The 19327-nt window shown below is 73.5% G+C and carries 17 protein-coding genes; 10 read left to right on the forward strand and 7 right to left on the reverse strand.

Annotated features, from left to right (window positions below; genetic code table 11):
- Nucleotides 1-193: 193 nt before the first annotated feature.
- Complete coding sequence (kdd, locus tag AR3_RS21880; protein WP_227023286.1) at nt 194-1291, reverse strand: L-erythro-3,5-diaminohexanoate dehydrogenase; 1098 nt, start codon at nt 1289-1291, stop codon at nt 194-196.
- 138 nt (nt 1292-1429) lie between these two features.
- Here kdd and AR3_RS21885 point away from each other — a divergent pair, with 138 nt between their 5' ends.
- The 4 genes from AR3_RS21885 to AR3_RS21900 all read left to right on the forward strand — a co-directional run bounded on the left by AR3_RS21885 (nt 1430) and on the right by AR3_RS21900 (nt 6343).
- A complete protein-coding gene (locus AR3_RS21885) occupies nt 1430-2806 on the forward strand; it encodes a KamA family radical SAM protein (protein ID WP_067916381.1) in 1377 nt (458 codons plus the stop codon).
- A 27-nt stretch (nt 2807-2833) separates the two neighbouring features.
- Entirely contained in the window at nt 2834-4060 is a 1227-nt protein-coding gene (locus tag AR3_RS21890) for a cytochrome P450 (protein WP_067916383.1), read from the forward strand.
- Between the two features lie 255 nt (nt 4061-4315).
- Nucleotides 4316-5392: a DUF3616 domain-containing protein gene (locus AR3_RS21895; RefSeq protein ID WP_067916385.1), complete on the forward strand. Its 1077-nt coding sequence runs from the start codon at nt 4316-4318 to the stop codon at nt 5390-5392.
- Between the two features lie 405 nt (nt 5393-5797).
- A complete protein-coding gene (locus tag AR3_RS21900) occupies nt 5798-6343 on the forward strand; it encodes a DUF1707 and FHA domain-containing protein (protein ID WP_067916387.1) in 546 nt (181 codons plus the stop codon).
- A gap of 503 nt (nt 6344-6846) precedes the next feature.
- On the opposite strand, the gene trhA is transcribed toward AR3_RS21900, so the two are convergent.
- On the reverse strand, nt 6847-7518 hold the full coding sequence (trhA, locus tag AR3_RS21905; RefSeq protein ID WP_067916389.1) for a PAQR family membrane homeostasis protein TrhA: 672 nt from the start codon (nt 7516-7518) through the stop codon (nt 6847-6849).
- 230 nt (nt 7519-7748) lie between these two features.
- On the opposite strand from trhA, the gene AR3_RS21910 reads away from it, so the two are divergent.
- Entirely contained in the window at nt 7749-8657 is a 909-nt protein-coding gene (locus AR3_RS21910; protein WP_067916391.1) for a TIGR03619 family F420-dependent LLM class oxidoreductase, read from the forward strand.
- Between the two features lie 98 nt (nt 8658-8755).
- On the opposite strand, the gene AR3_RS21915 is transcribed toward AR3_RS21910, so the two are convergent.
- The gene (locus AR3_RS21915) at nt 8756-9196 is read right to left on the reverse strand and encodes an Lrp/AsnC family transcriptional regulator (protein WP_083951768.1); all 441 of its coding nucleotides are present in this window, start codon (nt 9194-9196) and stop codon (nt 8756-8758) included.
- Nucleotides 9197-9289: 93 nt separating this feature from the next.
- Nucleotides 9290-10345 carry a LacI family DNA-binding transcriptional regulator gene (locus tag AR3_RS21920; protein ID WP_067916395.1) on the reverse strand — a complete coding sequence of 352 codons (1056 nt, stop codon included), beginning with the start codon at nt 10343-10345 and terminating at the stop codon, nt 9290-9292.
- A 119-nt stretch (nt 10346-10464) separates the two neighbouring features.
- On the opposite strand from AR3_RS21920, the gene AR3_RS21925 reads away from it, so the two are divergent.
- On the forward strand, nt 10465-11703 hold the full coding sequence (locus tag AR3_RS21925; protein WP_067916397.1) for an ABC transporter ATP-binding protein: 1239 nt from the start codon (nt 10465-10467) through the stop codon (nt 11701-11703).
- A gap of 171 nt (nt 11704-11874) precedes the next feature.
- Here the strand turns inward: AR3_RS21925 and AR3_RS21930 are convergent, their stop codons facing one another.
- Nucleotides 11875-12702 carry an SAM-dependent methyltransferase gene (locus AR3_RS21930; RefSeq protein ID WP_067916398.1) on the reverse strand — a complete coding sequence of 276 codons (828 nt, stop codon included), beginning with the start codon at nt 12700-12702 and terminating at the stop codon, nt 11875-11877.
- Between the two features lie 185 nt (nt 12703-12887).
- The gene (locus AR3_RS21935; RefSeq protein WP_067916400.1) at nt 12888-14459 is read right to left on the reverse strand and encodes an FAD-dependent oxidoreductase; all 1572 of its coding nucleotides are present in this window, start codon (nt 14457-14459) and stop codon (nt 12888-12890) included.
- Nucleotides 14460-14565: 106 nt separating this feature from the next.
- Here AR3_RS21935 and AR3_RS21940 point away from each other — a divergent pair, with 106 nt between their 5' ends.
- The 4 genes from AR3_RS21940 to AR3_RS21955 all read left to right on the forward strand — a co-directional run bounded on the left by AR3_RS21940 (nt 14566) and on the right by AR3_RS21955 (nt 18154).
- A complete protein-coding gene (locus AR3_RS21940; protein WP_067916402.1) occupies nt 14566-15126 on the forward strand; it encodes a GNAT family N-acetyltransferase in 561 nt (186 codons plus the stop codon).
- A gap of 97 nt (nt 15127-15223) precedes the next feature.
- Nucleotides 15224-16051: a DUF72 domain-containing protein gene (locus AR3_RS21945; RefSeq protein WP_217998694.1), complete on the forward strand. Its 828-nt coding sequence runs from the start codon at nt 15224-15226 to the stop codon at nt 16049-16051.
- A gap of 67 nt (nt 16052-16118) precedes the next feature.
- Nucleotides 16119-16751: a methyltransferase domain-containing protein gene (locus AR3_RS21950; protein ID WP_083951770.1), complete on the forward strand. Its 633-nt coding sequence runs from the start codon at nt 16119-16121 to the stop codon at nt 16749-16751.
- A 170-nt stretch (nt 16752-16921) separates the two neighbouring features.
- Entirely contained in the window at nt 16922-18154 is a 1233-nt protein-coding gene (locus tag AR3_RS21955; RefSeq protein ID WP_083951771.1) for a cytochrome P450 family protein, read from the forward strand.
- A gap of 123 nt (nt 18155-18277) precedes the next feature.
- Here AR3_RS21955 and AR3_RS21960 read toward each other — a convergent pair whose 3' ends face one another.
- Nucleotides 18278-19291: a sugar phosphate isomerase/epimerase family protein gene (locus AR3_RS21960; protein ID WP_067916406.1), complete on the reverse strand. Its 1014-nt coding sequence runs from the start codon at nt 19289-19291 to the stop codon at nt 18278-18280.
- Nucleotides 19292-19327: the final 36 nt, after the last annotated feature.

The following is a 19327-nucleotide window of genomic DNA, read 5'->3' on the forward strand; positions in this document are numbered from 1 at the left end:
CCATCAGGTCCGAGAAGGCGTCGACCAGGACGTCGACGATCTGCCGCTGCCGCTCCTCGGGCGCCATGGCCCGCAGAGCCCGGGTGATGCTCCCCATCGTGTTCTCTTTTCCGCTCGGGCTACTCGGGGGGCCGGGGGCGGGGTCCACCCGGTAGGTGCGGGTGTCCCCGCGCCGCAGCCGGACGTACCTGAGTCATTCTGCCGAACCGTGCCCGGAGCGGGCGGTGAACAGCGCACGAACCCCGGGCACCGACCGCAGGAGGTCCAGCGCCATCTCCGCGTGCCCGGGCACGTACCCGTTGCCGATGAGCATCGTGACGTCCGCCGCCAGCCCCTCGGCGCCCAGCGCCGCCGCCGAGAACGACGTCGCCATCGAGAAGAACACCACCGTCCCGCCCTGCGCCGTGCCCAGGATCGCCCCGTGCTCGCAGCCGGGCACGTCCACGCACACCACGGTCACGTCGGCGGGCTCGCCCAGCGCCTCGGCGACCGCCACCGGGTCGCGCGCGTCCGCCACCACCACCGCGTCGGCCAGCCCGGCGTCCTCCAAGAGCCGCCGTTCGCGCTCGTCCGGCACCAGCCCCACCGTGCGGGCCGCGCCCGCCCGGCGCGCCGCGGCCAGCGACAGCGACCCGCTCTTGCCGGCCCCGCCCAGCACCGCCACCACAGGGGGCGCGCCCCGGCGGACGCGCTCGGCGACCACCCGGTGGGTCAGGGCCGGCGCGCCGCACACGTCCATCACCGACAGCGCCAGCGGCGTCGGCAGGTCGTCGGGCAGCACGGCGGCGATGGAACGGGCGAACAGGATGGCGTGCCCCTCGGCCGGCACCTGCTCGGACCGGCCGTCCCAGCGGGCCAGCCCGTCGGTGATCGCAAGCGGCGTCAGCGTCAGCGACACGAGCGTGGCGATCCGGTCCCCCGGCTTGAGACCGAGCGGCGAGGCGGGGCCCGCCTCCTCCACGACGCCGACGAGCATGCCGCCCGACCCGGTCACCGGGTTGTGCATCTTGCCGCGCTCCTCGACGATCTTCAGCACGGCCCGGCGGAGGGCGGCGTAGTCGTCCCCGTGCTCGGTGCGCAGCTGCCGGTAGGACGCGGCGTCCAGGTTGAGCCGCTCCACCCGCACCCGCACCTCGTCGGGGCGGATGCGCGGATCGGTGTCCAGCCGGTGGGCGGCCTGCGGCAGCACCCCGCGGGGTTCCAGCACACGGTGCAGCCCCACCGCCGAGCCCGCCGGGTCCGCCGCCCCGGCGCCGCCGTTGCCGTCCGCCTCGTCGCGAAGGTCGACCATCTCTCGTCCCGCCTTGCCTTCCCTGTTCCAAAGTGATCCGCAGATTATCCGGGGCACCCCTGGTTTATCCGGAAGTCTTCCCGTAACGTCCGTCATACACAAGACTTTGTCCGTAGTACTTCGCGCGAGAGGTCGACGATGACCACTGCCCTGCACCCGCAGCCGGACACCGCCCCCCGCGCGGGCGGCCCGGCCGAGCAGCCCTACGTCTACCGGCGCCGTCCCCTGGTCGAACCCGACTGGCGGCGCTTCCCCGGCTGGCGGGACGTCACCGCCGCCGAATGGCGGTCGGCGCAGTGGCAACGCGCGCACTGCGTCAAGAACATCCGGCAGCTGCGGCAGGTGATGGGCGACCTGATCGACGAGGCCTTCTACGCCGACCTGGAACGCGACCAGGCCGAGCGCGCCACCATGTCCATGCTCGTCACGCCGCAGATGCTCAACACCATGGACACCGGCTCCACCGAGGCGTTCTACGCCGACCCCGTGCGCCGCTACATGATCCCGGTGTTCAGCGACCGCCGCACCGACTGGCCGTCCCACCCCCACGCCACCCGCGACTCCCTGCACGAGGCGGAGATGTGGGCGGTCGAGGGCCTCACCCACCGCTACCCCACCAAGGTGCTGGCCGAGCTGCTGCCCACCTGCCCGCAGTACTGCGGCCACTGCACCCGCATGGACCTGGTCGGCAACTCCACCCCGGCCGTCGACAAGCACCGCTTCACCATCCGGCCCCCCGACCGGCACGCGGCCATGCTCGACTACCTGCGCCGCACGCCCGGCGTCCGCGACGTCGTCGTCTCCGGCGGCGACGTGGCCAACCTGCCCTGGCCGCGCCTGGAGGCGTTCGTCGACGCCCTGCTGGACATCGACAGCATCCGCGACATCCGCCTGGCCAGCAAAGCCCTCATGGGCCTGCCCCAGCACTGGCTTCAGGACGACGTCCGCGCCGGCATGGAGCGCCTCGCCGCCAAGGCCCGCCGGCGCGGCGTGCAGATCGCGATCCACACGCACGTCAACGCCGCCCAGTCCGTCACGCCCCTGGTCGCCGAGGCGGCGCGCGCCATGCTGGACACCGGCATCCGCGACGTGCGCAACCAGGGCGTCCTGCTGCGCGGTGTCAACGACACCCCCGCCGCGCTGCTCGACCTGTCGTTCGCGCTGCTCGACGAGGCCGGGATCATGCCCTACTACTTCTACCTGTGCGACATGATCCCCTACAGCGAGCACTGGCGGCTCGCGGTGTGGGAGGCCCAGGAGCTCCAGCACGCCATCATGGGGTACCTGCCCGGCTTCGCCACCCCACGGATCGTGTGCGACGTGCCGTACGTGGGCAAGCGCTGGGTCCACCAGCTCGCCGAATACGACCGCGAACGCGGCATCTCCTACTGGACCAAGAACTACCGCACCGGTCTCGAGGCCGCCGACCCCGACGCCCTCACCCGCCGCTACGAGTACTACGACCCCATCTACACCCTGCCCGAGTCAGGGCAGGCCTGGTGGCGGAGCCACTGACCCGAGGGCGGGACTAGGCTTCGCCGAATGGGACGCGAGCTCATCGCACGGTTCCCCATCGGCGCCGCCGCGACCGTCGCCGAGCTGGAGGCCGACCCGCATCCGCTGCTCGCGCGGCTGCGCGCGCACGAGCCGGTGTCCTGGCTGCCCGCCCTCGGCGGCTGGCTCGTCACCTCACGGGACCTGGCCGTCCGGGTCATGCGCGAGGCCGACGTCTTCACCGTGGACGACCCGCGCTTTTCCACCGCGCGGGTCGTCGGGCCCAGCATGCTGTCGCTGGACGGCCCCGTCCACGCCCGCCACCGCGACCCGTTCGCCCGACCGCTGCGGCCCGCGCGCACCCGCGCCCGCTTCACCGCCTTCATCGAGGCGGAGGTCGCGCGGCTGGTCGACGGGCTCGCCCCGGCGGGGCGCGCCGAGCTGCGCGGCGACCTGGCGGGGCCGCTCGCCGTCGCGGTGGTCGCCGAGGCCCTGGGCCTGAACGGCGTGGACGCGGCGACCGTCCGCTCCTGGTACGCCGCGTTCGTGGAGGCCGTGTCGGCCATCACCGCCGGCCAGGCCCCGCCCGACCGCGCCCGCGCCGCCCGCGAGCGGCTGCGGGCCGCGGTCGAGGACGCCCTCTCCGGACACGGCTCCTTGCTCGCCGACGCCGCGCGCCACGAGGCGGGCCTGACCACCGCCGAGGTCGTCTCCAACGCGGCCGTGCTGATGTTCGGCGGCATCGACACCACCGAAGGCATGATCGTCAATGCCGTGCGGCATCTGCTGAGCCACCCCGACCAGCTCGCGCTCGTCCGCCGCGACCCCGCCCTGCTGGACGCGGCGATCGAGGAGTCGCTGCGCCTCGAGCCCTCGGCGGCGGTCGTCGACCGCTACGCCACGCGCGACGTCCGGCTCGGGGAGGCCGACATACGCAAGGGCGACCTGGTCCGGGTGTCGATCGCGGGCGCCAATCGCGACCCCGCCGTGTTCAGCGACCCGGACCGGTTCGACGTGCGGCGCGCCAACCTGTCCGACCACGTGGCGTTCGCGCGCGGACCGCACTTCTGTTTCGGCGCCCCGCTCGCCCGGCTGGAGACCCGGACGGCGCTCGCCGCCCTGCTCGAGCGGCTCCCCGGCCTGCGCCTCGACCCGGCCTTCCCCACATCGCCGAAGGGCCTGGTGTTCCGCAAACCTCCCCATCTGCACGTCCTCTGGGACGTTCCCGGGGCTACCGGTGCCCTCGACGGCGGAGACGAGCACCGCGGCGAGTAGACCGCCGACCCGGCGCCGTCCGGCGTGGCTGCGGCTTCTTGAATGGCTGGCGTGGGGGTGGGTCGCGGCACCATCGGTCTTGAGTACCTTCTCAACCCGGCGCCTTTACATTGTAGATTTCCAAGTGGCCGCGTGCTCGTCCCGGCCGCCGATGCCGCGACGGCGAAACCGCGAGCGGGACCACGGCGTCGTAGCCCTGAGGGCCGCCGGGACATCGGCGGGACCATCGCACCGGGTCTGTGGGAGCATCTGCGCATGATCGTGGAACGCCGGGTCGAGCTGCTCTTCGGGCAGGAGAGCCGGGAAGCCGAGACGCACACCAACCTGTCCGCGGTCCGCCAGGACGGCCGCTGCCTGTGGGCGGCGGGCGACGAGACCGCCACCGTGGAACGGCTGACGGCGTCCGTGGACGGCGACGGGCTGGTGAGCGGCTACGGCGACCAGCGCACCGTCCCCCTGGCCGATCTGGTCCCGTTGCCGGCCGGGCCGGACGAGGAGGCCGACATCGAAGGGCTGGCCCGCACCGACGGCTGGCTGTGGGCGATCGGCTCCCACAGCCTCAAGCGCAAAAAGGTCAAGGACGGGCACTCGGTCGCCAAGTCCCGCAAGCGGCTCGCCACCGTCGTCCGCGAGGAGAACAGGTTCGTCCTGGTCCGGATGCCGCTCGTCGCCGGCGCGGACGGGCTGCCCGAGGTCACCCGCCGCGACGGCGAGCGCACCGCCGCCGTCCTGGGCGGGCACGGCGACTCGATCACCGACGCGCTGGCCGACGACCCCCACCTCGCGCCCTTCCTCCGCCTGCCCGGCAAGGACAACGGCGTCGACATCGAGGGCATCGCCGCCCACCGCGACCGCCTGTACGTCGGGCTGCGCGGGCCGGTGCTGCGCGGCTGGGCCGTGCTCGTCGAGATCCGGCCCGAGACGCATCCCGACGACCCGCATCGGCTGCGGCTGTGCCCGATCGGCGGTGACGGCGCCCTGTACCGCACCCACTTCCTCGACCTGGACGGGCTGGGCGTGCGCGACCTGTGCCCGCACGGCGACGACCTGCTGCTGCTCACCGGGCCGAGCATGGACCTCGACGGACCGGTCCGCGTGGTGCGCTGGCCCGGCGCGGCCTCGATCGACTCCCCCGGCGTGGTGCACGCCTCCGAACTGGAAGTGCTGGGCGAACTGCCGTACGGGCAGGGCGACGACCACGCCGAGGGCATCGCCGTCCTGGACGAATCCGACGCCGCCACGCTGCGGCTGCTGGTCGTGTACGACAGCCCGTCACCGCGCCGCCTCACCGACCGCGGCGTCCTCGCCGACGTGGTCGCGTTCAAGCGCTAGCAGTCCATCGCTCGGTCCCGGGCCATCCCGGCCGATGCGCAACGCCCTGCCGCGCCCCGCCACGCGGCGGGCCGCCGGGCTGCGGCGCCTGCCCACGCACCGCACACATCTCGATGCCCGGCTCGGCGGGTGCGATCGCTGCATCCGGACGCCAGGCTCGCGGCGAACGCAGACGCGGATCCCCTGTGCTCGACCCGTGCCCGCAGGTCGACGACCTCTGTGCCTCGCCGACAGCCGGCCCTCGGCGCACGGCCGCTGGAGGCCCCTGGCAATGGCCTTCGGATGCGCCGAACCCAAGGCGCCGCGGAGGCGTCCAACACGCCTGGAAGGAGTGAAAGTGATCTTTCTTCTGTCCCTTGCGGGCTTTCCTGGACAGGCGACGATGGGATCTGGATACTCACAGCTATGGACGGTCGGCCCTCATATCCGGTGAGAGCGTCCGATATGGAGCGCGACCGGGTGCTGCGTGTGCTCAGTGATCGCGTAGCCGAGGGCAGGATGTCCCAGGACACCTTCGAACGCCGCGTCGACCAGGTGCTCCGCGCCCGCAGCCAGGCCGAGCTGGCCGACATCGTGCGCGACCTGCCCAGCGGCAACCGGGTGGTGGATCGGCTGACCGGCCTGATCTCCCAGGTGTCCCAGGCGACCGCGCGGCTCGAGGCGGCGTGGCGGGCGCCCCGACTGCCGCGGTTCATGCTGCCGGGCAACGGGCTCACCCGCGTGCTCGTCGGCCGGGCTCCGGGATGCCAGTTCATCCTCACCGACCTCACCGTCTCGCGGTTCCACGCCGAGATCTACCGGACCGAGGACGGCTGGATGATCTCCGACCTGGGATCGATGAACGGCACCCGCGTCAACGGCTGGCGGCTGACCGGACCGGCGCGGCTGCGGCCCGGTGACGAGATCGGCTTCGGCAACTCGACCTTCATCGTCGCCGCCCCGTCGGTCTAGAAGAGCGGATCGGTCGATCGTCCGCAGAGGACGCGGGGGGCGGCCGCGGCCATCGGGCCGCTCGCCGCCGAGGCGCGGAAGACCGGCCCCACTCCCCTGCTGACCTCCGCGCCTCGGCCTGCGTGGGACGTCACGCTGCGAGTCGGCGTCGCCCCGGGCGGCCTGGAGCATCGGAGGTCAGCGCGGCTACGCGCCGGGGGCGCGGCGCCCATGCGGGAGTCGGCGACGCGCTGAACGACGCCGAGCCCCCTCGAGGGCGCTGGTGTCACGTGCAGGCGCGCGCTGCTCCGCTCCACCGCCGCTCATGGCTGCCGCCGGCGGCAACGCGGCTCAGGGCGGAGGCGTACATGGCGCGGCTCCTCGGCCAGCTGTTGGCGACGCTTATGTCGGGCACGGCCGATCGCCCCGGGCCCTTCTCGGACCGCGGCCGTCAACCTGTGGTGTTCGCGCGCTCGCTCATGCCCCGCGACGGGCGTCTGGCGGGTCAGCGTCGCCTGCGATGGTCAGGCCGTTCCGGCGCGGTAGACGACGAACGAGACGGCGATGTACTGGAGCACGTACGCGGCCACGGTGAGCGCGTGGAAGACCTCGTGGAAACCGAACCAGCGCGGCGAGGGGTTGGGGCGCCGCAGGCCGTACACCAGGCCGCCGATGCTGTAGAGCACGCCGCCCAGCGCCACCAGCACCGCGACGGTCACGCCGGTCCCGTCGAGGAACTGCGGAAGGAAGAACGCCGCCACCCAGCCGAGGCCGATGTAGAGAGCGGTGTAGAGCCAGCGCGGCGCCCGGATCCACAGCACGCGGAACAGCACGCCGGCAATGGCGCCCGCCCACACCACCGACAGCACGATCGCCTGCACCGCGCCCTCGAGGACCAGGTACGCGAACGGCGTGTAGGTCCCGGCGATGATGAGGTAGATGTTGGCGTGGTCGAAGCGGCGCAGCCAGTCGGCGACGCGCTGCGACCAGCGGCCCCGGTGGTAGGCCGCGGACACGCCGAACAGCAGAACCGAGGTCAGCGCGTAGACCGCCGCGCACAGCCGCGCGCCCACGGTGGGCCCGAGCGCGACCAGGACCAGGCCCGCCACCAACGCCAAGGGGAACGTCCCCGCGTGCAGCCATCCGCGCAGTCTGGGCTTGACCGCCTGTGCGAGGTCCGCCGCCGTCTGCCTCACCGCGCACCTCCCCTTCGCCGGCCTCGGCCACAGCGTAACCGGGTGGGGCCCTGTCGATTCGGGGATGCGGGAGTGATTCCCGACGCGTTCTCACGGAATGGCCATGAGGTGCGAAAAGCCGAGTGACTTGACATTGTAAGGTGCGGCTTGGTGCCTCGGGGGGCCGCGGTCCCCCGGGACAGTCCACGGTGTTCGAGGGGCTTGACGCTAGCGGGATTGGAGGCGGCGCCGTGCAGATCGGGTTCGCCGTGCCGGTGGCGGGCGGATGGGCCACGCCGCGGAACCAGGTGGAGATCGCGCAGCGCGCCGAGGAGCTCGGCTACCGCTCGGTCTGGACGCTGCAACGCCTGGTCAACCCCGCCGACTCCACCGACCTCACGTACCGCAACGTGCCCGATCCGCTGCTGACGCTGGCGTACCTGGCGGGCCAGACCAGCCGCATCCGACTGGGCGTGGCAGTGGTGAACCTGCCGTTCTTCTCCCCCGCCCTGCTGGCCAAGCAGGCCGTCACCCTCGACCACCTGTCGGGCGGACGGCTCGACCTGGGGCTGGGCCTGGGGTGGATGCCCGAGGAGTTCGCCGCCGTGGGCGCGCCCATGGAGCGGCGCGGCGCGCGTGCCGAGGAGTTCCTGGCCGCGTTGCGCTCGCTGTGGCGTGACGAGGTCAGCGCGTACGAAGGGGAGTTCTACCGGTTCCCGCCCGTGCGGATGGAACCGAAGCCGGTGCAGACGCCGGAGCCTCCGGTGCTGCTGGGCGGGACGTCCGAGCCCGCGTTGCGCCGCGCCGGTCGGCTCGCCGCGGGCTGGGTCAGCTCCAGCCGCGCCGACCTGGCCGCCATCGGACGGTCCATCGGCATCGTGCGGGAGGCCGCCGAGCGGGCCGGGCGGGATCCGGATGCGCTGCGCATGGTGTGCCGCGGCGCCGTCCGGCTGCGCGAGCCGGGTCTGCCGGGCCGCCGTCCGCTGACCGGCTCGCTGGAGGAGGTTCGCGCCGACTTCGCCGACCTGGCCGAACAGGGCGTCACCGAGCTGTTCGTGGATCTCAACTTCGACCCGGCCCTGACCGGCCCGGACGCCGACCCCGCGCGGTCCATGGCGGTCGCCCGCGAGGCGCTGGAGGCGTTCGCGCCGCAGTCCTGAGACGAGTCCGGGAACGCGGCGCCGACACGCCGCGGCCGCCGGTCGTCCCGGGGCGAGAGGCACCGGCGGCCGCGGAAGGGCGTTGACGGGCCGCGCCGTCACAGCGGGGGGCGGCGGCCCTCCCAGGGGGTGCTGAGGACGACCGTGGTGCGGGTGGACACGTTGGCCGCGGCGCGGATCTTCTGAAGCAGCTCCTCCAGCTCGTTCGGCGACCCCACGCGGACCTTGAGGATGTAGCTCTCGTCGCCCGCGACCGAGTGGCACGCCTCGATGGCCGACAGGTGGGCCAGCCGTTCGGGCGCGTCGTCGGGGGCCGCCGGGTCGATCGGTTTGATCGACACGAACGCGGTCATCGGCAGCCCGATCCGCTCATGGTCGAGCACCGCGGTGAAGCCTTTGATCACACCGCGCTTCTGCAGCCGGCGCACCCGCTGATGCACCGCCGACACCGACAGACCGGTCTGCTTGGCCAGGTCGGTGAAGCTCATCCGGCCGTCGTCGGCCAACAACCCCATGATCTGACGATCGATCTCCTCCACCCCGAAAATCTAGCGTGCCGGCCCGACACGCCGCAGAATCTCCGGCGACCGGACGCCCCCGAATCGCGCGGAAACCCCGTGCCCGCCGGGGTTTCAGCGGCCGGCCGCGCGGGCGGCCGGGGTCCGCGGGGAGCGGGGCGGGCCGCAGCTGCCGCGGATCACCAGTTCGGTGGGCAGCAGGACGGGGCCCGCGGCGCGCCGGGGCCGGTCGCGCAGCAGCATCTCGCACGCGCGGTAGCCGATGTCGTACGCCGGACGCGCCACCACGGTCAGCGGCGGGTCGCACAGCTCCGCCCACGGCACGTCGTCCACCATCGCGATCGACACGTCGGCGGGGACGCGCAGGTCCAGCTCGCGGGAGACCAGCACCGCCGCCTCGCCCAGCAGATGCCCGGCGGCCAGGACGGCCGTGACGTCGCCGCGCCGCTGCAGGAGCCCCGCGGCGGCGGCGTAGGCGGAGTCGCGCGCGGGCCGGGCGGACACGATCAGGTCCTCGTCGGCGGTCACGCCCAGCTCGGCCAGGGTGTCGCGGAACGCGCGCTCGCGCACGCCGGCGGCGGCGCCGGGCGCGGCCGCGCCGAGGAAGGCGATGCGCCGGTGTCCGAGCCCGACCAGGTACTCCACCAGCGTCCGCACGCCGGAGCGGTCGTCGGCGAGGACGGCGGGGATCTCCGGCAGGCCGGGCAGCGCGCGGTCGGCGAACACCACGCGGGCGCCCGAGCGCACCGCGGCCCGCCAGCCGTCGCCCGCGCCGGACCCGGCGGGCAGCGCGATGACGCCGTCCAGGCGCTGCTCGACCATCCGGTCGACGATCTCGGCCTCCCGGGCGGGGTCGCCGTGCGCGGCGTCCAGCACCAGGTGCTCGCCGAGCGAGCGGGCGCAGGCCAGGACGCCGTCGATCAGTCCGACGCAGAACGGGTCGGCGACGTCGGGCACCACCAGGCCGATGCCGCCGCTGCGCCGCAGCCGCAGCCCGCGGCCGAGGGCGCTCGGCCGGTAGTCCAGCTCGCGCGCGGCGGCCAGCACCCGCTCGCGGGTGCGTTCGCTGACCGCCCCGGTGCCGGAGAACACCCGCGACACGGTGGCGATGCCGACGCCGGCCGCGGCCGCCACGTCCTTGATGGTCGCCGATCGGGGTTGACTGGCCACCGTTCGATTTTTCCACGCCGCCCCTTGCCTTGGAAACGTTTTCATCAGTTTTAATCCACCCCAAAGCAAAACGGCCTCATCGGCAGCGTGAGTGGGAAACGTTTCCATCGGAGGATGAGATGGCCAAGATCGTGCTGGAGCGGGTCGACAAGGTGTACGCCGGCGGCGTCAAGGCCGTGGACGGGCTGAACCTGGAGATCCGCGACGGCGAGTTCATGGTGCTGGTCGGACCGTCGGGGTGCGGCAAGTCCACCGCGCTGCGGATGATCGCCGGGCTGGAGGAGATCACCAGCGGGAAGATCTCCATCGGCGACCAGGTCGTCAACGACCTGGCGCCCAAGGACCGCGACATCGCGATGGTGTTCCAGAACTACGCGCTGTACCCGCACATGACCGTCGCGCAGAACCTGGAGTTCGGCCTCAAGCTGCGCGGCGTGAGCAAGGAGGAGCGGCGCAAGAAGGTCCAGGAGGCCGCCAAGATGCTCGGCCTCGAGCAGTTCCTGTCGCGCAAGCCGGCCGCGCTGTCCGGCGGTCAGCGGCAGCGGGTCGCGATGGGCCGCGCGATCGTCCGCGAGCCGCAGGCGTTCCTCATGGACGAGCCGCTGTCCAACCTGGACGCCAAGCTGCGCGTGTCGATGCGCGCGTCGCTGAGCCAGCTGCACGAGCGGCTCGGCGTCACGACCGTGTACGTCACGCACGACCAGGTCGAGGCCATGACGCTCGGGGACCGGGTGTGCGTGCTGCGCGAGGGCAAGCTGCAGCAGGTCGACACCCCGCAGCGGCTGTTCGACAGCCCGGTCAACCTGTTCGTCGCCGGGTTCATCGGCTCGCCCGCCATGAACTTCGTGACCGCCGACCTGACCCGCGGCGACGGCGGCGCGCAGGTCGCGTTCGCCGGGTACACGCTGCCGGTGCCCGACGAGGTGATCGACTCCAAGCCCGGCCTGGACGGCTACCTCGGCAAGAAGGTCATCCTGGGCATCCGGCCCTCGGACTTCGAGGACGCCGCGCACGCCAAGGCCGACTGGGCGCCGCTCAGCGTCACCAGCACCGTCACCGAGGAGCTGGGCAGCGAGATCAACGTGATCTTCACCATCGACGCGCCCCCGGTGGAGCACAAGGACACCGCAGACCTGGCCGAGGACGCCTCCGAGGGCGACGCCGACGGCTCCATCCCGCTCACCGACAACAAGGCGCTGTGGACCGCCCGGGTCAACGCCCGCTCGCACGTGCGCCCCGGCCAGCGGGTCGACCTGGCGGTCGACACCCACCGCCTGCACTTCTTCGACCCGGCCAGCGGTGTGGCGATCGGCCACCCGGACGCCGGCAAGGCCGGCGAGGCGTCGAAGTCCGCCTGAAGCCTGAGCCGCGCCGGAAGCCCCCGCGCGTCAGAGCGACTGCGGAAAGGTCCCCGGGACACGGCGTCCCGGGGACCTTTCCCCATGATTCCCGGCGACGTCCCCAGGGTCGTCCACAGCTTTTCCACAGCCTGTGGGTTATGTGACTCTGCGTAGTCGCCGGGGCGGCGCTTACGGCTTGCGGCCCACGCCGCAGAAGTGGGCGTACTCGGGCGGCTCGCCCCACGGGGTGGCCTCCGGCCGCCACCGGGAGCACGACACCACGCCCGGCTCCAGCAGCTCGACCTCGTCGAAGAACGTGCGCAGCTGCGCCGCCGAACGGGCCACCACGGGCGTGCCGCCGCTCTCGGTCACGCGGCGCGTCGCCTCGTGCATGGCCTCGCCGTCGACCTCGTCGGTGGTGTGCGAGATGGCCATGTAGCTGCCCGACGGCAGCGCCTCCACCAAGCGGCGCACGATGTCGCGCGCCTCGTCGTCGTCCACGATGTGGTTGAGGACGCCGAGCAGCAGCAGCGCGATCGGCTGGGAGAAGTCCAGCGTCCGGGCCGCGGCCTCCAGCAGCGCCTCGGTGTCGCGGATGTCGGCGTCGATGTAGTCGGTGACGCCTTCGGGGCTGACGTTGGTGAGCAGAGCGCGCGCGTGCACCAGCACCAGCGGGTCGTTGTCGACGTACACCACGCGGGCGTCGGGCGCGACGCGCTGCGCCACCTCGTGGGTGTTGTCCGCGGTGGGCAGGCCGGTGCCGATGTCCAGGAACTGCCGGATGCCCTCGCCCGCCGCGAACCGGACGAAGCGGCCGAGGAACGCCCGGTCGTGCCGCGCGGAGACGTCGATGTCGGGCAGCAGCCGCCGCACCATGTCCCCGGCCTCTCGGTCGACGGGGTAGTTCTCCTTGCCGCCCAGCCAGTAGTCCCAGATGCGGGCCGAGTGGGGCACGCTGGTGTCGATCTTCGGCGAGGCGGGGTCGGACTCGCGGGCGCTGCGGACGTCGTCTGCCATGGCACGGCCTCCCGGCGGACTGTCGGCGGATCGTTCCGGCGGATCGTTCCGGCGGATCGTTCCGGCGGATCGTTCCGGCGGATCGTTCCGGCGGATCGTTCCGGCGGATGCGGACGAATGCTCGCGCGGCTCAATGATCGCAGCCTAGGGCTTCGGCGGGCCGCGCACCGGCCGACGAGGCGTCCTCAGGCGCGGCGGCGGGCGACGAGCACCGCGTCGTACACGGTGACGTGACGGCCGTCGTGCCCCGCGTCGCGCGGACGGTCCTCGGCGACCAAGACCACCCACTCCCCCGGGTCGAGCGCGGACGCCAGTTCCCCGGCGCCGTACATCATGTCCGGGAAGCCGAGCGGGCGGCCTCCGGCGCGCCCGTCGACCCGGTGCCCGACGATCAGCAGCGTGCCGCCCGGGGCGACGGCGGCGGCCAGGCGGGCGAACAGGTCCCGCCGGGCCGCGGGCGGCAGGTGCAGGTAGTGGGCCGACACCAGGTCGTAAGCGCGTTCCGCGGGCGTGTGGGTGCGCAAGTCGGCGCGCGTCCACTCGACGCGGTCGGCGACGCCGGCGGCCTCGGCGCGCGCCGCGGCGCGTTCCAGCGCGGTGGCCGAGAAGTCGACGCCCGTCACGCGCCAGCCCCGCTCGGCGAGCCACACCGCGTCGGCGCCCTCGCCGCAGCCCGCCTCCAGCGCCCGGCCGGGGCGCAGCGCGGCCGCCTCGGCGACGAGCTGCGGGTTCGGGTTCCCGCTCCACAGCGCGTCGCCGCCGCGGTAGCGCTCCTCCCAGGCGCCCTCCTCCAGGACCGCGCGGGCCCGTTCCCGGTAGTCCGCGACGGCGTCGCGGGTCTCCTCGGCGATGAGGTCGGCGTTGATCGCGGTACCCGCGGCGTACCCCTGGGCGGCGGCCGCGACGACCTTGGCCCCCGGGTCGGCGACGTTGCCCGCCGCCCACACGCCGGGCACGGACGTCGCGCCCGTCGCTTCGACGGCGATCCGGGTGCCGACCACATGGCCGTGCCGCTCCACCTCGACCGGCTTGAGACCGAGGGATTCCAGGAGGTCCGCGCGGGCGGTGTAGCGCGGCAGGACGACGAGCGCGTCGAGCGGGACGGCCTTCCCGGACTCCAGTCGTACACCGGTGAGCGCGTCCTCCGTCACTTCCAGGGCCGCGACGGGCCCGTCCACCACGGCGATCCCGCGCGCGGCGAGCCGCTGCGCCTCGTCGTCCCCCAGGGCGGGAGAGCGGTGCAGCAGGAGGACGACCTCAGAGCTCCACTGCCGCCACATGTTCGCCTGCTCCACCGCGGACGGCCCGGTCGCCAGGACGCCGATCCGCCGGTCGCGGACCTCCCAGCCGTGGCAGTACGGGCAGTGCAGCACCTCGCGCCCCCACCGCTCGGCCAGCCCGGGCACGTCGGGCAGCTCGTCGACGAGCCCGGTGGTCACCAGCAGCCGCCGCGCCCGCACGCCGCGCCCGTCGTCCAGCGTCACCTGGAACCAGACGTCGCGGCGCTCGGCGGACGCGACGCGGCCGGTGACGATGTCGACCCCGTACCGGGCCGCCTCCGCGCGCCCGTCCGCGAGCAGGTCGCCGGGCGGCGTGCCTTCGCGGCCCAGGTAGCCGTGCATGTGTCCGGCCGGGGCGTTGCGCGGCTCCCCGGCGTCCACCACCAGCACCGAGCGCCGCGCCCGCGCGAGCGCCAGCGCCCCGCTGAGCCCGGCCGGCCCGCCGCCCGCTACCAGCACGTCGTAAGCCTCGTTCACCGTGTGCGTCCTTCCGCTCGTTCGGATGGGTGACCACGGTGCGGTCCGCGCGGGTCCACCGCCAAAATTCGTTGCCGGTTCGGCAACGACCGCCTAGCTTCAGGCCATGGCCGGCGACCTCGGGGACGGCGTCATCACGTGGCGCCGCGTCGGCGAGGCGGACTTCGCGCTGCTGCGCGAGTGGCTGCGCCGCCCGCACGTGGCCCGCTGGTGGAACCACGACACGTCCCCGGAGGCGGTGCGGCGCGACTTCGGTCCCGCGGCGAGAGGCGAGGAGCCGTCCGAGGACCTGCTCGCCCTTCTGGACGGGCGGCCCGTCGGGCTGGTGCAGCGCTGTCGTCTGGCCGACTATCCCGACTACCTGGCCGAGCTGTCCGCGATCGCCGCGGTGCCCGACGGCGCGTTCACCATCGACTACCTGATCGGCGACCCGGCGCTGACCGGCCGGGGCCTGGGCTCGCGGCTGCTCGCCGACGTCGTCCGGCGCACCTGGGACGACCATCCCGACGCGGCGGCGATCCTCGTGCCCGTGCCGGCGGCCAATCGCGCCTCGTGGCGGGCCCTGGAGAAGGCGGGCCTGCGCCGCGTGGGTGAAGGGGACCTGGAGCCCGACAACCCCGACGTCGGCCCGGCCCACTACGTGTACCGCATCGACAGGCCCGCATGAGGCGGACAGTCCGATCGCGCCCGTTCTGATAGTGCCCGTTCCGATCGCGCCCGTTCCGATAGCGTCTGGCGTCATGCGGCTTCACGTGGGATGCGCGATGTGGTCTCATGCGCCATGGCAGGGGCGCTTCCTCCCCCATCCGCTCGCCCCCGCCGAGCGCCTGCGCGCCTACGCGAGCTGGTGCAACGCCGTGGAGGGCAACACGACCTTCTACGCGACTCCGTCGCGGAGCACGGTGGAGTCCTGGGCGCGGCAGACCGGCCCGGGCTTCCGCTTCCTGCTCAAACTGCCGAAGGCGATCACGCACGAGCGCCGTCTGCACGGCGGCGAGGAGGAGCTGCGCGCGTTCCTGGACGCGATCGAACCGTTGGGGCCTCGGGCGCACGCGCTGTGGGTGCAGCTGCCGGGCTCGTTCGGCCCGTCCGACCTCGGCGCGCTGGCGGCGTTCCTGCGCAGGCTGCCGCGCTCGTACGGATGCGCGGTGGAGGTCCGGCACCGCGCGTTCTTCGAAGACGAGCGGTCCGAACGGCTCCTGGAGCGCGTGCTCGGCGGGGTCGGCGCCGAGTGGGTGCCGTTCGACACCACCGCGTTCTTCAAGAGCCCGCCGACCAGCGACGCCGAGCGGGACGCGTGGACGAAAAAGCCGCGCCTGCCGTACCGGTCGCGGGCCCTCACCGGCCGCCCGGTCGTGCGCTACCTCGGGCGGGACGACACCGCGCGCACCGTCGAGGGCTGGCGGCGCTGGGTCGAGACGGTCGCCGGGTGGCTGCGCGAAGGACGCTCGCCCACGGTGTTCGTGCACACCCCCGACAACGCCGAGGCCCTGCCGCTGGCCCGCCGGTTCCACGAGGAGGTCCGGGCCGTCGTGCCGGAAGTGGAGCCGCTGCCCGAGCCGGTACCCGCCGAGCCGCCGACGCTGTTCTGACCTCCGGCTCCGCGCGGCCGACGGGCGTCCCCCCGACGGCCGGACGCGGCCGGGTTAAGGTGCGGGCATGCGCGACGTCCCGCCGGAGCTGGCCGACCATCCGGACCGGCTGCGCTGGAACGCCAAGTACGCCGAGGCCGCGCGGCGCGCCGACGGCGCGGCCGCCGAAGCGTTCCCCGTGCATCCGCTGGCCGAGCGCGTCCTGGCGGCGCCGCCGCCCGACGGGCCGATGCTCGACCTGGCCTGCGGCCTGTCGGGCGCCGCGCTGCTGGCGGCCGCGGCCGGACGCGCCGTGACGGCGGTGGACGTGTCGGAGGCGGCGCTCGACCTGCTCGACGCCGAGGCCCGGCGGCGCGGGGTGCGCGATCTGATCACGCTCGTGCAGGCCGACCTGGGCGCGTGGCGGCCCCCGGCCGGGCGGTACGCGTTCGTGCTGTGCGCCGGCTTCTGGGACCGGTCGGTCTTCGGGCCCGCGGCGGCGGCCGTGGCGCCCGGCGGGATGCTCGGCTGGGAGGCGTTCACGGACGACGCGCGGCGCGTGCGGCCCGGGCTGCCCGCCGAGTGGTGTCTGGCCCCCGGCGAGCCCGCCGCGCTGCTCCCCGACGATTTCGCCGTTCTCGAACAACGCGACCTGCCGGATGCCCGGCGTGGCACCAAACGGCGGATGCTCGCGCAGCGCACGGCGGGCCGGCACCGCTGATCCGTCACCGCCAGGGGTTTCCCGGACGGACCGCAGCCCGGTTTTCGGCGGCGCCGAGTCGCGCCGCGTCCCTGACGGATGATCAAGACGCGGTTAGGGTGCGGGGGTGCCCGCCCCGGACGCCTTCCGAGGCGACCGCCCCCCGATCCCCCATGCCCCTGGAGAGGACGATGCAGTCTTCCGCAGTCGCCCCGCTCGTCATCGATCCCACCGGCCGGGACATCCACGGCGAGGCCGCCCGCATCCGCGAGCGCGGCCCCGTGACGAGGATCGAACTTCCGGGCGGCATCGAGGCGTGGGCGGTCAGCGATCCGGACCTGATCCGCTCCCTGCTCACCGACCCCCGAGTCTCCAAGGACCCCTACCAGCACTGGCCGACCTGGATCAACGGCGAGATCTCCCAGGAGTGGCCGCTGTTCGCCTGGGTGGTCGCGCGCAACATGCTCACCGCCTACGGCGACGACCACCGGCGGCTGCGCCGCCTGGTCTCCAGCGCGTTCACCGCGCGCCGCACCGCCGCGATGCGTCCCCGGATCGAGGCGATCGCCGCCGAGCTGCTCGACGAGCTGGACGCCGAGCCCCCGGGCACCGTGGTGGACCTGCGGGAGCGCTACGCCTACCCGCTGCCGATCCAGGTGATCTGCGAGCTGTTCGGCGTCCAGGACGCCGCGGCCCGCGCGGAGATGCGCCGCTGCACCGACTCGTTCTTCCACACCTCCGCCGGCCCGGAGGAGGTGGTGCACGCCTACACGCGGATGCAGCAGCTGCTGGGCGAGCTGGTCGCCGCCAAGCGGGAGACGCCCGGCGACGACCTGTCCACGGCGCTGATCGCGGCCCGCGACGACGCCTCGCGGCTGTCGGAGCAGGAGCTCATCGACACCCTCATGCTGATGATCAGCGCGGGCCACGAGACGACCGTCAACCTGCTCGGCAACGCGGCGCACATGCTGCTCACCCACCGCGACCAGCTGGACATGGTCCGGGACGGGCGGGCGAGCTGGGACGACGTCATCGAGGAGACGCTGCGCGTCGAGGGGCCGATCGCCAACATCCCGATCCGCTTCGCCGTCGAGGACATCCCCCTGGACTGCGGGGTCACCCTGCGGCAGGGCGAGCCGATCATCATCTGCCTGGACGCCGCCGACCGCGACCCGAAGGTGCACGGGCCCGACGCCGACCGCTTCGACGTCACCCGCGCCGACAAGGAGCACATGGCGTTCGGTCACGGCGTGCACTACTGCCTGGGCGCGCCGCTGGCGAGGCTGGAGGCGTCGATCGCGCTCCCCGCCCTGTTCGACCGCTTCCCGGACATCGCGCTCGCCGCCGGCCCCGGGGAGCCCGCGCCGCAGGAGTCGTTCATCTCCAACGGGCGCCGCACGCTGCCCGTCCGGCTGAAGGGCTGACGGCCCGGCACCCCTCCGGCGTCGACCGGCCGACCGGCCTCGCCGTGAGATCGCCGGGTCCGGCGGGGACGAGCCGCCCGCTGACCGGCTCGTCGCGCCGCCGGACCCGGCCGCCCGGTCGCGTCAGTCGTCCGCGCCGCCGAAGGCGGCGTCGAACGCGGCGGCGGGCGGCTCGATGGCCGACAGCCGCCGGACGATCTCCAGGGCCTCGGGGGCGCCCATCAGGCGGTCCATCCCCGCGTCCTCCCACTCGATGGAGATGGGGCCGTCGTAGCCGATCGTGTTGAGGGCGCGGAAGCAGTCCTCCCACGGCACGTCGCCGCGCCCGGTGGAGATGAAGTCCCAGCCGCGCCGCGGGTCGGCCCACGGCAGGTGGGAGCCGAGGCGGCCGCGGCGCCCGTCCGCGCGCCGCACCTTGGTGTCCTTGCAGTCCACGTGGTAGATGCGGTCGCGGAAGTCGAGCAGGAAGTTCACCGGGTCGATGTCCTGCCAGACCATGTGCGAGGGGTCCCAGTTGAGGCCGAACGCGGGCCGGTGCCCGATCGCCTCCAGGGTCCGCACCGTCGACCAGTAGTCGTAGGCGATCTCGCTGGGGTGGACCTCGTGCGCGAACCGCACCCCCACCTCGTCGAACACGTCCAGGATCGGGTTCCACCGCTCGGCGAAGTCCTCGTACCCCCGTTCGATCATCGACGGCGGCACCGGCGGGAACATCGCGACGGTGTGCCAGATCGACGAGCCGGTGAACCCGACCACGGTGTTCACGCCGAGCTTGGCGGCCGCGCGGGCGGTGTTCTTCATCTCCTCGGCGGCGCGGCGCCGCACCCCCTCGGGCTCGCCGTCGCCCCAGATCCGCTCGGGCAGGATCGCCTTGTGCCGCTCGTCGATCGGGTGGTCGCACACCGCCTGCCCGACCAGGTGGTTGGAGATCGTCCAGACCTTCAGGTCGTACTTGGCGAGGGTCTCCAGCTTGCGCGGGACGTAGGAGTCGTCGGCGAGGGCCTTGTCGACCTCGAAGTGGTCGCCCCAGCAGGCGATCTCCAGTCCGTCGTAGCCCCACTGGGAGGCCAGCCGGCAGACCTCCTCGAACGGCAGGTCCGCCCACTGGCCGGTGAACAGGGTGATCGGTCGTGGCATCTCGCTCCTCGTTTCGGGTCGCGGCCGTGGCCGGGC

Origin of the sequence: Actinomadura rubrobrunea NBRC 15275 (genome assembly GCF_001552235.1) — a bacterium.
In the GTDB taxonomy this organism is placed as follows: domain Bacteria; phylum Actinomycetota; class Actinomycetes; order Streptosporangiales; family Streptosporangiaceae; genus Spirillospora; species Spirillospora viridilutea.

Coding starts and splice junctions, on each gene's coding strand:
- kdd (WP_227023286.1), bottom strand. CDS start 1,291: ATGGTCGACCTTCGCGACGAGGCGGACGGCAACGGCGGCGCCGGGGCG.
- AR3_RS21885 (WP_067916381.1), top strand. CDS start 1,430: ATGACCACTGCCCTGCACCCGCAGCCGGACACCGCCCCCCGCGCGGGC.
- AR3_RS21890 (WP_067916383.1), top strand. CDS start 2,834: ATGGGACGCGAGCTCATCGCACGGTTCCCCATCGGCGCCGCCGCGACC.
- AR3_RS21895 (WP_067916385.1), top strand. CDS start 4,316: ATGATCGTGGAACGCCGGGTCGAGCTGCTCTTCGGGCAGGAGAGCCGG.
- AR3_RS21900 (WP_067916387.1), top strand. CDS start 5,798: ATGGACGGTCGGCCCTCATATCCGGTGAGAGCGTCCGATATGGAGCGC.
- AR3_RS21925 (WP_067916397.1), top strand. CDS start 10,465: ATGGCCAAGATCGTGCTGGAGCGGGTCGACAAGGTGTACGCCGGCGGC.
- AR3_RS21930 (WP_067916398.1), bottom strand. CDS start 12,702: ATGGCAGACGACGTCCGCAGCGCCCGCGAGTCCGACCCCGCCTCGCCG.
- AR3_RS21940 (WP_067916402.1), top strand. CDS start 14,566: ATGGCCGGCGACCTCGGGGACGGCGTCATCACGTGGCGCCGCGTCGGC.
- AR3_RS21945 (WP_217998694.1), top strand. CDS start 15,224: ATGTGGTCTCATGCGCCATGGCAGGGGCGCTTCCTCCCCCATCCGCTC.
- AR3_RS21950 (WP_083951770.1), top strand. CDS start 16,119: ATGCGCGACGTCCCGCCGGAGCTGGCCGACCATCCGGACCGGCTGCGC.
- AR3_RS21955 (WP_083951771.1), top strand. CDS start 16,922: ATGCAGTCTTCCGCAGTCGCCCCGCTCGTCATCGATCCCACCGGCCGG.
- AR3_RS21960 (WP_067916406.1), bottom strand. CDS start 19,291: ATGCCACGACCGATCACCCTGTTCACCGGCCAGTGGGCGGACCTGCCG.